At 67.0% G+C, this 11,350-nt stretch carries 10 protein-coding genes; 5 read left to right on the plus strand and 5 right to left on the minus strand.

Features of this window, described 5'->3' with window-relative positions:
* Nucleotides 1-53 precede the first annotated feature (53 nt).
* Nucleotides 54-602 (plus strand): hypothetical protein, encoded by a 549-nt coding sequence (locus FKV23_RS06590; protein WP_141623139.1) that lies wholly within the window; start codon nucleotides 54-56, stop codon nucleotides 600-602.
* Between the two features lie 30 nt (nucleotides 603-632).
* On the opposite strand, the gene greB is transcribed toward FKV23_RS06590, so the two are convergent.
* From greB to FKV23_RS06605, 3 genes are all read right to left on the minus strand, one after another.
* The gene (gene greB / locus FKV23_RS06595) at nucleotides 633-1,148 is read right to left on the minus strand and encodes a transcription elongation factor GreB (protein ID WP_141623140.1); all 516 of its coding nucleotides are present in this window, start codon (nucleotides 1,146-1,148) and stop codon (nucleotides 633-635) included.
* A gap of 3 nt (nucleotides 1,149-1,151) precedes the next feature.
* Nucleotides 1,152-2,699: an AbgT family transporter gene (locus FKV23_RS06600; RefSeq protein ID WP_244244118.1), complete on the minus strand. Its 1,548-nt coding sequence runs from the start codon at nucleotides 2,697-2,699 to the stop codon at nucleotides 1,152-1,154.
* Between the two features lie 167 nt (nucleotides 2,700-2,866).
* Nucleotides 2,867-4,393, minus strand: a complete 1,527-nt coding sequence (locus FKV23_RS06605) for a helicase HerA-like domain-containing protein (protein ID WP_141623141.1) — start codon at nucleotides 4,391-4,393, stop codon at nucleotides 2,867-2,869.
* Between the two features lie 165 nt (nucleotides 4,394-4,558).
* Between FKV23_RS06605 and FKV23_RS06610 the strand changes: the two genes are divergently transcribed.
* Nucleotides 4,559-6,067 carry a transglycosylase SLT domain-containing protein gene (locus tag FKV23_RS06610; protein WP_141623142.1) on the plus strand — a complete coding sequence of 503 codons (1,509 nt, stop codon included), beginning with the start codon at nucleotides 4,559-4,561 and terminating at the stop codon, nucleotides 6,065-6,067.
* Between the two features lie 108 nt (nucleotides 6,068-6,175).
* On the opposite strand, the gene asd is transcribed toward FKV23_RS06610, so the two are convergent.
* On the minus strand, nucleotides 6,176-7,021 hold the full coding sequence (gene asd / locus FKV23_RS06615) for an archaetidylserine decarboxylase (protein WP_141623143.1): 846 nt from the start codon (nucleotides 7,019-7,021) through the stop codon (nucleotides 6,176-6,178).
* Nucleotides 7,018-7,659, minus strand: coding sequence for an SCO family protein (locus FKV23_RS06620; protein ID WP_141623144.1), 642 nt, complete (start codon nucleotides 7,657-7,659; stop codon nucleotides 7,018-7,020). Before FKV23_RS06620 ends, asd begins: the two co-directional genes overlap by 4 nt.
* Nucleotides 7,660-7,798: 139 nt before the next feature.
* On the opposite strand from FKV23_RS06620, the gene prmB reads away from it, so the two are divergent.
* The 3 genes from prmB to FKV23_RS06635 all read left to right on the plus strand — a co-directional run bounded on the left by prmB (nucleotide 7,799) and on the right by FKV23_RS06635 (nucleotide 11,270).
* The gene (gene prmB / locus FKV23_RS06625) at nucleotides 7,799-8,713 is read left to right on the plus strand and encodes a 50S ribosomal protein L3 N(5)-glutamine methyltransferase (protein WP_141625087.1); all 915 of its coding nucleotides are present in this window, start codon (nucleotides 7,799-7,801) and stop codon (nucleotides 8,711-8,713) included.
* A 161-nt stretch (nucleotides 8,714-8,874) separates the two neighbouring features.
* Nucleotides 8,875-9,987 carry a chorismate synthase gene (gene aroC, locus FKV23_RS06630; protein ID WP_141623145.1) on the plus strand — a complete coding sequence of 371 codons (1,113 nt, stop codon included), beginning with the start codon at nucleotides 8,875-8,877 and terminating at the stop codon, nucleotides 9,985-9,987.
* 263 nt (nucleotides 9,988-10,250) lie between these two features.
* Nucleotides 10,251-11,270 carry an aspartate-semialdehyde dehydrogenase gene (locus FKV23_RS06635; protein ID WP_141623146.1) on the plus strand — a complete coding sequence of 340 codons (1,020 nt, stop codon included), beginning with the start codon at nucleotides 10,251-10,253 and terminating at the stop codon, nucleotides 11,268-11,270.
* Nucleotides 11,271-11,350: the final 80 nt, after the last annotated feature.

An 11,350-nucleotide genomic window follows, 5' to 3' on the forward strand; every position in this document is an offset into this window, starting at 1 on the left:
CACGACCCGGCAATGGTGCAGGGTCGGACGCATGCGTTGTGCGAGGAGGGGTCATGCCTACCACCTTCGACCATTTCGACAAGCGCGACCACAGGCTCCACTTGACCGTGCCTGGTGCGCACATCTCGATGAAGGCCGTGGCCTGCGCTGCCGTCGCGGCCGGCATCGTGTTCCTTGCGCTGGAACTGATCCTGACACCGTTGCTCATGGGTTTGAGCAGTTGGGTGCCGATGCGGATGATCGCCGCGATCACCATGGGCCACGTCGTGCTGCCGCCGCCGGATACCTTCGACAGCAGTGCGGTCAGTGCCGCGGTGGTGGTCCACTTCCTGTTGTCGCTGATCTACGCGCTGGTGTTCGCGCTCATCGCCAAGGGGCGTTCGTTGGCCACCGATACCGTGCTGGGCGCCGTCTTCGGCCTGGTGCTGTACGGGGTGAACTACTACGGCTTCACCTATCTGTTCCCGTGGTTCATCGAAATGAGGCACTGGGTGTCGGCACTGATCCACCTGGTGTCCGGTGGCGTACTCGGTTTGACCTACGCGCTTGCCGCGGCGCGCTTCGGGCCATTGCCGGATCATCCCGTGGCTGGCGCCCAATAGTGCGTCGTTAAGTGCATGCCGGCGGCCGTGTCAGCGCTCGCGGCTGCCGGGGTATTCGACGCCGGCGATTACGTACCTGGCGATGCCGCCTGGCAGCTGCGCCTCGAACTCGTCGTCGCAGCGCTTCTTGAGCATCGCCCGTGCCAGCGGCGAGTCGATGCTGATCCAGCCAAGTCCGGCGTCTGTCTCATCAGGGCCGACGATGCGGTAGCGCCGGCATTCACCGCTGTCGAGGTTCTCGATCTCGACGACGGCGCCGAAGAACACTGCTTCAGGGTCGGCAGGCAGGGTATCGACTACCTTCAGGGCGGGCAGCCGCTTGCTCAGGTAGCGCACCCTTCGATCGATTTCGCCGAGCTGCTTCTTGCGGTAGGTGTATTCCGCGTTCTCGGAACGGTCGCCCTCGGCCGCAGCCGCGGCCAGTGCCCGGACGACCTCCGGTCGCTTCACCCGCCACAACTCGTCCAGCTCGGTGCGCAGGCGCTCGAAACCGGCTCGGGTGATGATTGCCGTCGACCGGGGCGGAGGCGGGCGCCAGCGCGACATGTATCAACCCGCCGGAATGTAGTTCAGCGGCGCATCCGGGCCGATCGGCCAGCCAGCCAGCATCCATATGGTGAACAGCACGGTCCAGCCGATAAGGAATGCGATCGAGTACGGCAACATCGTCGCCACCACGGTACCGATGCCGGCCTTCGGCTCGTAGCGCTGCAGGAAGGCGATGATCAGGGCGAAGTAGCTCATCATCGGCGAGATGATGTTGGTCACCGAGTCGCCGATGCGGTAGCCGATCTGGGTCAGCTCCGGCGAGTAGCCCAGCAGCATGAACATCGGCACGAACACCGGGGCCATCAGCGCCCACTTGGCCGAGGCCGAGCCCATGAACAGGTTGGCCAACGCGGTCAGCAGGATGAAGGCGATGAACAGCGGCACTGCCGGCAGATCGACCGCCTTGAGGAAGGTCGCGCCCTCCACCGCGAAGATCAGCCCCAGCTGGGTCCAGTTGAAGAAAGCGACGAACTGCGCGGCGAAGAAGGTCAGCACCAGGTAGGTGGCCAGGGTCTCCATCGACTTGCTCATGCCACGGATCACATCGGCGTCGCTGCGGATGGTGCGGGCGCCGATGCCGTAGGCGATGCCGGTGACCACGCCGTAGGTGAAGATCAGCGCGACCACGCCGCGCAGGAACGGCGATTTGAGCAGGTCGCCGTCCGGGCCGCGCAGGAAGCCGTCGGCCGGCACCGTACCGAGCAGCACCAACGCGGTCAGTGCCAGCGTCGCCAATGCGGCGAACAGCAGTCCGCGCTTTTCCTCCGGGTGCATGCGATCGATCTGTTCGCCGTCGCCAGCGCTCTCTGGAGGTGCGGGGAAACGCTTGGCCACCACCTTTTCGGTGACCACGGTGCCGAGCAGGGCGATCAACGGGGTCGAGGCGATCATGAACCACCAGTTGGCGGCCGGGTTGACCGTATAGTCGGGGTCGATGATCCGCGCCGCCTCCTGCGACAGGCCGGCCAGCAGCGGATCGATGGTGCCCAACAGCAGGTTGGCCGAATAGCCGCCCGACACGCCGGCGAAGGCTGCGGCCATACCGAGGATCGGATGGCGGCCGGCGGCAATGAAGATCAGCCCGGACAGCGGCACCAGCAGCACATAGCCGATTTCGGCGGCCATGTTCGACATGATCCCGGCGAACACCACCACGAAGGTCAACAGCCGCCGCGGTGCCGACAGCACCAGCAGGCGCAGAGCGGCACCGATCAGGCCGCTGTGCTCGGCCACGCCGATGCCGATCAGCGCCACCAGCACGGTGCCGAGCGGGGCGAAGCCGGTGAAGTTGGTGATCAGCCCGTCCATGATCCGGTGCAGGCCTTCGACGGTCATCAGGTTGACCGGCCGGATCTCCTCGCCGGACACCGGGTGGGCGACCGCCAGCGAGAACTGGGAGGCGATCCAGGACAGCACGACGACCGCCACGGCCATGATCGCGAACAGGGTGACCGGATGCGGCAGCGCGTTGCCGCCCTTCTCGACGATGTTGAGGAAGCGGTCGATCGCTGAACGCTTGGCGGGTTTCGGTGCGTCTTGGGTCATCATGCGGACTGCGTTTTCGTAGGGCGTATTGCGGGTTGTCGCGGTGGCGGAAGGCAGGCCGTTCCACCACCGCAAAGCGCGCGACTATACCCCAGCCCTGCCTCCGGCCGCTGTGCGCCCGCAGCATCGCCCGGCCTCGGCCCTGCGCGTCGGGCTCCGGGTGTCCCTGTTCAGCGTTTGCTGCCCAGCAGCCCGCCAAGCACACCGCGCACGATCTGCTGGCCGATCCGGCTGCCGACGGTGCGTGCGGTCTGCTTGGCCATTGTTTCGACCATGCCTTGCCGCCGCTTGGTGCCGAATACCGCGTCCTTGATCGCCTGGCCGAAGCCGCCATTGCCGGCATCATCCTGTTCGCGGGTACGCGCCGGTGGCGCATCCGCCTTTTCCGCCATGGCCTTGGCGTGCGCGGCCAGCATCTCGGCGGCGGACTCGCGGTTGACCGGCGTGTCGTACTTCATCCCGACCGGGCTGCCGGCACGCACCTGGGCGCGCTCGGCGTCGGTGATCGCGCCCATCCGGCAGCGCGGTGGGCAGATCAGGGTGTGTTCGACCGGCATCGGAATGCCCTTGTCCTGCAGGGTCGAGACCAGCGCCTCGCCGGTACCGAGCCTGGAGATCGTCTCGCTCACATCCAGTGCCGGATTGGCTACGAAGGTCTGGGCCGCGGTCTTGACCGCCTTCTGGTCGCGCGGGGTGAAGGCGCGCAGTGCGTGCTGCACGCGATTGCCAAGCTGACCGAGGATCTCATTCGGCACGTCGTCGGGGAATTGCGAGCAGAAGTACACGCCCACGCCCTTGGAGCGGATGATGCGCACCACCTGCTCGACGCGTTGCCGCAGCGCGGGCGGAGCATCCTTGAACAGCAGGTGGGCCTCGTCGAAGAAGAACACCAGCTTCGGCTTGTCGAGGTCGCCGACTTCCGGCAACTGCTCGAACAGCTCCGACAGCAGCCACAGCAGGAAGCTGGAGTACAGGCGCGGCTTGAGGATCAACCTGTCGGCGGCAAGAAGATTGATCATCCCGCGACCGTCGTGGGTGGTCCGCATCAGGTCGGCCAGTTCCAGTGCCGGCTCGCCGAAGAACAGATTGGCGCCATCGCCCTCAAGCCGCAGCAGCGCGCGCTGGATGGCGCCGATCGACTGGGTGCTGACCAGGCCGTACCGGGTCGAGATTTCCTTGCGCTCCTCGGCGGCAAGGTTGAGCAGGGCACGCAGGTCGTCCAGGTCGAGTAGCAGCAGGCCGCGGTCGTCGGCGAGCTTGAACACGATATCGAGCACGCCCGACTGGGTGTCGTTGAGTTCGAGGATGCGGCCCAACAGGGTCGGGCCCATCTGGCTGACCGTGGTTCGTACCGGGTGGCCGAGCTGGCCGAACAGGTCCCAAAACACGGTCGGGCTGCCTTCGTTGGTATAGCCGTCGATGCCGATCCTCTCGATCCGCTCCTGCAGCTTTTCGTTCGCGGTGCCGGGCACCGCGAGACCGGCGATATCGCCCTTCACATCGGCCATGAACACCGGCACGCCGATTCGCGAAAAGCCCTCGGCCAGCACCATCAGAGTGACCGACTTGCCGGTGCCGGTGGCGCCTGCGACCAGTCCGTGGCGATTGCCCAGGTGCGGCTGCAGCACCACATGTCCAAGGCTTTCCGGTAGTCCATCTACGGTGGTGATGGCCTTGCCGATGAGGATCGGATCCATGTCCAGCTCCATTCAGGTGTCCGGGGATTCTAGACCGCGCGACGGCGGTTGTACGGGCGCGCGTGCAGACGATACTCTGCGGCTTCGTCCTGCCACATTTTCTCCTCGATGCCTTTCATTGCCCGTACTGCCGGTTGCTCCACCTCGCGACCGGCGCCCCGTCGCATGCTTCCTGTCGTGCTGTCCGTTTCCCTGGCCACGCTGCTGGCCTCCGGCGGCGCGGATGCGCAGTCGCGCCGCGACCAGGCCGCCATCGACCAGATCAACCAGCGGATGGACGCGGCCGAAGCGCGATATCGCGAAGCGATGGTGATGGTGGGCAATGCCGACCCGGAGGGGGTGGCGCAGGCCGACCAGGCGCTGGAGGACATGGAGGACGTGATGGCGGACTGCGCCGGGCAGCGCGGCTGCTCGCCCACGACCCTGCTGGCCAGCTACAAGCGCCTGCTCAAGCTCAATGCCGACGCCCGCGATCCGTACGCCGAGGACCTCGACCCGGCCGACGCCGACCCGGATCACCGGGAACTCGCCGAGGGCGAAACCGATCCGCTGGCCGCCGACGTGCCGGAAGCGGCACAAGCCGCCGCACTGCTCGACGACCCGCGCCATCGCTTCGACGAAATGGTCAAGTACAACCCTGCGGTGCAGGCCGGCATCCGCCGTTGGCTGACCGACATGCGCCCGTCGCTGATGAACAGTTACGAGAACTACCAGTACATGCGCCACCTGATGTGGCCGCACTACGAGCGGGCCGGTCTGCCGGAGGCGCTGCTGTTCGGGATCATGGCCAAGGAATCGAACGGCCGCGTGCATTCGCGTTCGCGCGCCGGCGCGGCCGGACCGATGCAGTTCATGTACGCCACCGGCCAGCGCTTCGGCCTCGGTCCTGACGGCACCGGTTTCGACACCCGTTTCGACCCCTATGCCTCCGCCGAGGCCAGCGTGCGCTACCTCAACGAACGCATGCGCGAGCTCAACAGCAACATCGAGTTGGCGCTGGCCGCCTACAACGGCGGCGAGGGCCGCGCCAAGCGGGTCTACGAGGCCAACGGCGGCAAGGATTTCTGGGACGAGTCGGTCTACAACCAGTTCCCGGCCGAGACCCGCGACTACGTTCCGATGGTGATCGCCGCGGCCTGGCTGTTCCTGCACCCCAAACAGTACGGCATCGAATTTCCGAAGGTCGATGCGCATCCGGCAGCATTGACTCTCTCGCAGCCGGCCTCGATCTACGAGCTGACCATCTGCCTCGGCAACGGCGGTACCCGCGACGGCTACATGCGGGTGCTGCGTAACCTCAACCCGCGTTATGAGGCCGACAGTCGACTCCCGGCGGGCACCACGCTCAACGTCACCCATCGCATGGTCGGCCTGTACAACCGCTGGTGCACCCGCGGTGCCCGCGCCGAGCTCGCCCGCACCCTGGTGCTCAGCGACCCCGACCGCGCCATCGTCCGCTCCGGCCCGGCGACGCCGGTTGCTCCGGCCCGGGCCGCCGCTCCGGCCGCGAAACGCCTGCGTATGCACAGGGTCCAGCGTGGCGAGACCCTGAGCTCGATCGCGCGCAGGTTTTCCTGCGGGACCCGTGAGCTGGCCCGCGCCAACGGCATCCGTCCACCGAGCTACATCATCAAGCCGGGCCAGCAGATCAAACTGGAAGGCTGCCGCGGCTGAACCGCACGGGAGCGTCGTCGTGCTCCGGTAGCCCACGGGTAAGCGGAGCGCGCCCGGGTTCGTTGGCCGCCCATCCCGGGTGCGCTCTGCGGGCTTGCCCGGGCTGCATCAAGTCCGCAACGCCAGCGCCTGGCCAAGTCGCACCGGTGACTCCGCACCCAGCCCGGGGGCCAGTTCGGCCGTGCCCGGTGGCAGCAGCACGATCACGGTCGAGCCGTAGTTGAAGCGGGCCATCTCGGCGAAGCGCTGCAGGCGGATGCGTTGGTTGCGCTGGTCCTTGCGGGTCACCTTGTCGGCATAGGCCGGGATCTCGACGCCGCTCCAGACCGTCTCCACGCCGGAGACCAGCAGCGCGCCGACCATCACTACCGCCATCGGTCCGAAGTCGGTGTCGAAATGACAGACCAGCCGTTCGTTGCGGGCAAACAGGCGTGGCACGTTGCGTACCGCGGCCGGACCGACGCTGAACAGGCGGCCGGGGACATGCACGGTCTCGCGCAAGGTGCCGGTCCACGGCATGTGGACGCGGTGGTAATCCTTCGGCGACAGGTAGACGGTCGCGAAAGTGCCACCGTGGAAAGCGGCCGCAGCATCCGCGTCGGCCAGCAGTTCGGCGGCGCTGAACGATTGTCCCTTGGCCTGGAAGATGCGGCCGTCGGCCTCGATCGTGCCGCACTGGCTGATGCGGCCGTCGGCGGGCATCAGCAGGGCATCGGGGTCCGGATCCGGCTCGCGTGCGCCCGGCTTCAGCGCGCGGGTGAAGAAGCTGTTGAAGGTCGGGTAGACGGTCGGGTCGGACTCGGCCGCCTCGTTCAGATCGACGCCGAATTTCCGCGTCACCGTGTCGATCAGCCACTGCTTGATGCGTGGGTTGTCGGAATAGGCCAGTGTTCGTGCGGCGGAGGACAACAGGCGGTGCGGCAGCGCCCAGGTCAGCGCGGTGACCAGGCTCATGGAATCGCAGCCCCGCTCAGCGCCGCCATGTCGGCGGCGATCTTCGCCGGTTCCAGCGGCGGCCGGACCAGGCCGGCCATGTGACCCTGCGGGTTGAGCACCGCGATCGTTGCGCTGTGGTCGATCGAGTACTGGTTCTCCGGCACGCCTTCCGGCGGCGGGACCTTGGCGAACACCATGCTCAGCGAACTGGCGAAGGCTTCCAGTGCCGGCAGGCTGCCGGTTGCGGCGAGGGTGTCCTTGTGGAAGGCGTGGGCGTAGCGGCCGATCAGTTCCGGGGTGTCGCGCTCGGGATCGACCGATACGAACAGCACCTGCGGGCGGCTTGCCTCGGGAATCGCTTCCCATTCCTTCTGTGCACGCGACAGCTCGGCCAGGGTGGTCGGGCAGATGTCCGGGCAGTGGGTGAAGCCGAGGAACACCAGGGTCCAGTGGCCCTGCAGGTCCCCGCGTTCGAGCGTGCTGCCGTCGGAGCGGGTGAGCTCGAAGGCGGGCAGGGCGCGCGCCGGCTGGAACAGGCGTACGACCTGCAGTTCCGGTTCGCGTTCGTCGGGCTCGAAGAAATGGCTGGCGGCCCACAGGCCGAGGGCCGCGGCGAACGCGGCGATGAGGATATAAACGGTGGTCCGGTTGAACATGACGGATCGCGATCTGGATGCCGCGCCATGATACCGGGCCCGGGCGCTTCCGGCCGCTATAATCGCCGGCCGTACCGATCTTCGCGAATCCGCATCCATGACCGCAGGCCCCCTGACCGCCGCCAGCTTCAAAGAAGCCATGTTCGAGCAGGTCTCCATCATCGACCTGATTCGCCACGGCGGCAGCCTGTTCGCCGAAGCCGGGCTGACCTTCGGCCACAGCTACGACAACGCGCTCGACGAGGCGACCCAGCTGGTGCTGCACGCGCTGCACATGCCTCACGACCTGAGCCCGGTCTATGGGCAGTCGCGGGTGACCACGCAGGAGAAGGCGAAGGTGCTGGCGTTGTTCGAGCGCCGCATCCGCGAGCGCATCCCGGCCGCCTACCTGACCGGCGAGGCCTGGTTCGCGGGGCTCAGCTTCAAGTCCGACCCGCGCGCGCTGGTGCCGCGCTCGCCGATCGCCGAGCTGATCGAGGCCGGCTTCGAGCCCTGGCTCGGCGGCCGCGAGGTCCGTCGCGCACTCGACCTGTGCACCGGCTCGGGCTGCATCGCGATCGCCACCGGTCACTACCACCCGGACTGGGAGGTGCACGGCATCGACATCAGCGACGACGCGCTCGCGCTGGCGGCCGAGAACAAGGCGCGCCTGCATGCCGACAACGTCGAGTTCCGCAAGTCGGACCTGTTCGGTTCGCTGGATGGCGAGGTCTACGACCTGATCGTCACCAATCCGCCCTACGTCACCCACGACGAAACCGACGCGCTGCCGCCCGAGTATGCGCACGAGCCCGAACTCGGACTGCGCGCCGGCGACGATGGTCTCGACCTCGCGCTGAAGATCATGCGCGACGCCCCCGACCACCTCAGCGAGCACGGCCTGCTGATCTGCGAAGTCGGCGAGGCAGAACGTGCTCTGGCGCAATTGTTGCCCGAGGTGCCGATGGCCTGGATCGAGTTCAAGGTCGGGCAGATGGGCATCTTCGTGGTCGAGCGTGCCGATCTGGTCGAGCATCGCGAACGCATCAAGGCCCTGGCCGATGCACGAAACTGAATGTAGCCCGGGTAAGGCGAAGCCGCACCCGGGATGGCCGATGTCTGGCCCCGGGCGCGCTCCGCTTACCCCGGCTACGTGTTACGAACGACTTGTTCCAGCAGCAACCAGTTGGCATTGCTAGAGTTCCGTTCTTTCCTCGTCCTCGATGATGCGACCCCGTGTCCAGTAACAGCTTCGGCAAGCTATTGACGGTTACCACCTTTGGCGAGAGCCACGGGCCGGCGATCGGCTGCGTGGTCGACGGCTGTCCGCCGGGGCTGGCGCTGGCACCGGAGGACTTCCGCCACGACCTCGACCGCCGTGCCACAGGCAAGACCCGCCACACCTCGGCGCGGCGCGAGGCCGACGAGATCGAAATTCTCTCCGGCGTATATGAAGGCGTCACCACCGGCACCCCGATCGGCCTGCTGATCCGCAATACCGACGCGCGCAGCAAGGACTACGGCCGCATCGCCGAACAGTTCCGTCCTGGCCATGCCGACTACACCTACTGGCAGAAGTACGGTATCCGCGACCCGCGTGGCGGCGGCCGTTCCTCGGCGCGCGAGACCACGATGCGTGTCGCCGCTGGCGTGATCGCCCGCAAGTGGCTGGCCGGGCGCCATGGCATCCGCATCCAGGGCTGGCTGTCGCAGCTCGGGGAGGTCGCCCCGGCCGGCTTCGACCTGTCGGCGGTCGAGGACAACCCGTTCTTCTGGCCGCATGCCGCGCAGGTGCCGGAACTCGAGGCTTATATGGACGCGCTGCGCAAGTCCGGCGACTCGGTCGGCGCGCGCGTGGACGTCATCGCCGAAGGCGTTCCGCCGGGCTGGGGCGAGCCGGTCTACGGCAAGCTCGACGGCGAACTGGCCGCGGCGCTGATGAGCATCAACGCGGTCAAGGGCGTGGAGATCGGCGACGGTTTCGCTTCGGTCGCGCAGACGGGCAGCGTGCATCGCGACGAGATGGCGCCGGAAGGCTTCCTGTCCAACCATGCTGGCGGCGTGCTCGGCGGCATCAGCAGCGGGCAGGCCGTGCGCTGCTCTGTCGCGTTCAAGCCGACCTCGAGCCTGCGCCTGCCGGTCGACGGGCTCGACATCCATGGCAACGTGGTCGAGGTGGTCACCACCGGCCGTCACGATCCCTGCGTCGGCATCCGCGCGATCCCGATCTGCGAGGCGATGGTCGCCCTGGTGCTGATGGACCAGGCGCTGCGTCACCGCGCCCAGTGCGGCGATGTCGGCGAAATGTCGCCACGGATCCCGGCCGAGGCGCCGGCGAAAAAACGATAGCGGCCAGTCGCCGAAGGCGCATGATGCGCCAGACTGTGCCGCCGTCTTCAGTATTCATTTCCAGCCACGGATTCACGCGGATCAAGGCAACGCCAAGAAGGTCGTCACCCTGGCGCCGGTGCTCTACAGCAGCCGAAAGGCTGATCGCGCCGGGGTGCAGCCTTCCGACAAGCGCCTGAGAAGATTGGACCCCGGCTTTTCCCGGGATGACGAGTTTGATTCGTTCAGCGTTGCCCCGACCCGATTTTCAGGAACCCCACACAATGAGCAAGAGATTCAACGTCGCCGTCGTCGGCGCCACCGGTGCGGTCGGCGAGACCATGCTTTCCATCCTGGCCGAGCGGAAGTTCCCGGTCGGGCAACTGCACGTGCTGGCCAGCGAGCGCTCGGCCGGCGGCACCATCGAGTACCGCGGCGAGGAGTACATCGTCCAGGATCTGGCGACGTTCGACCCCGCCGGTGTCGACATCGCGCTGTTCTCGGCCGGCGGCAGCGTGTCGAAGGAGTACGCGCCGAAGTTCGCCGCCGCCGGCGCGGTGGTGATCGACAACTCCTCGGCGTTCCGCTACGACGACGACGTGCCGCTGGTGGTGTCCGAGGTCAACCCGGAGCAGGTGGCCAACCGTCCGCGCGGGATCATCGCCAACCCCAATTGCTCGACCATGCAGATGCTGGTCGCGCTGGCGCCGCTGCATCGGCATTCGAAGATCGAGCGCATCAATGTCGCCACCTATCAGTCGGTGTCCGGTGGCGGCCGAGCGGCGATGGAGGAACTCGGCCGCCAGACCGGCGCGCTGCTGAACTTCCAGGACCCGGAGCCGAAGCGTTTCCCGGTGCAGATCGCGTTCAACCTGATTCCCCACATCGACGACTTCCAGGACAACGGCTTCACCAAGGAGGAGATGAAGCTGGTCTGGGAGACCCGCAAGATCCTCGGCGACGACTCGATTCTGGTGAACCCGACCGCGGTGCGGGTACCGGTGTTCTACGGCCACTCCGAGGCGGTCGCGATCGAGACCGCCGCGAAGATCACCCCGGAGCAGGCACGCGAGCTGCTGGCTTCGGCGCCGGGCGTCGAGGTGGTCGACGAGCGCAAGGCCGGCGGCTATCCGACCCCGGTCACCCATGCCTCCGGCAACGACGCGGTCTACGTCGGCCGCATCCGCGAGGATCTGTCGCACCCGCGCGGCCTGAACCTGTGGATCGTGTCCGACAACATCCGCAAGGGTGCCGCCCTGAACGCGGTGCAGCTGGCTGAACTGGTGGCTGCGGAACCGGTCTGACGGCCACTGCGAGCCGTCGTCGCATTGCATGGCAGTGGCGACGGCGGCTACAGTCGCGGGTCGGGGACTCATGACAGGTA

Source organism: Lysobacter alkalisoli (assembly GCF_006547045.1).
GTDB lineage: Bacteria > Pseudomonadota > Gammaproteobacteria > Xanthomonadales > Xanthomonadaceae > Marilutibacter > Marilutibacter alkalisoli.

What these genes read in the sequence shown, in the direction of transcription:
- FKV23_RS06610 (WP_141623142.1), top strand. Translation starts at nt 4,559, where the DNA reads ATGCTTCCTGTCGTGCTGTCCGTTTCCCTGGCCACGCTGCTGGCCTCC.
- asd (WP_141623143.1), bottom strand. Translation starts at nt 7,021, where the DNA reads ATGAGCCTGGTCACCGCGCTGACCTGGGCGCTGCCGCACCGCCTGTTG.
- greB (WP_141623140.1), bottom strand. Translation starts at nt 1,148, where the DNA reads ATGTCGCGCTGGCGCCCGCCTCCGCCCCGGTCGACGGCAATCATCACC.
- FKV23_RS06635 (WP_141623146.1), top strand. Translation starts at nt 10,251, where the DNA reads ATGAGCAAGAGATTCAACGTCGCCGTCGTCGGCGCCACCGGTGCGGTC.
- FKV23_RS06605 (WP_141623141.1), bottom strand. Translation starts at nt 4,393, where the DNA reads ATGGATCCGATCCTCATCGGCAAGGCCATCACCACCGTAGATGGACTA.
- FKV23_RS06600 (WP_244244118.1), bottom strand. Translation starts at nt 2,699, where the DNA reads ATGATGACCCAAGACGCACCGAAACCCGCCAAGCGTTCAGCGATCGAC.
- FKV23_RS06620 (WP_141623144.1), bottom strand. Translation starts at nt 7,659, where the DNA reads ATGTTCAACCGGACCACCGTTTATATCCTCATCGCCGCGTTCGCCGCG.
- FKV23_RS06590 (WP_141623139.1), top strand. Translation starts at nt 54, where the DNA reads ATGCCTACCACCTTCGACCATTTCGACAAGCGCGACCACAGGCTCCAC.
- prmB (WP_141625087.1), top strand. Translation starts at nt 7,799, where the DNA reads ATGTTCGAGCAGGTCTCCATCATCGACCTGATTCGCCACGGCGGCAGC.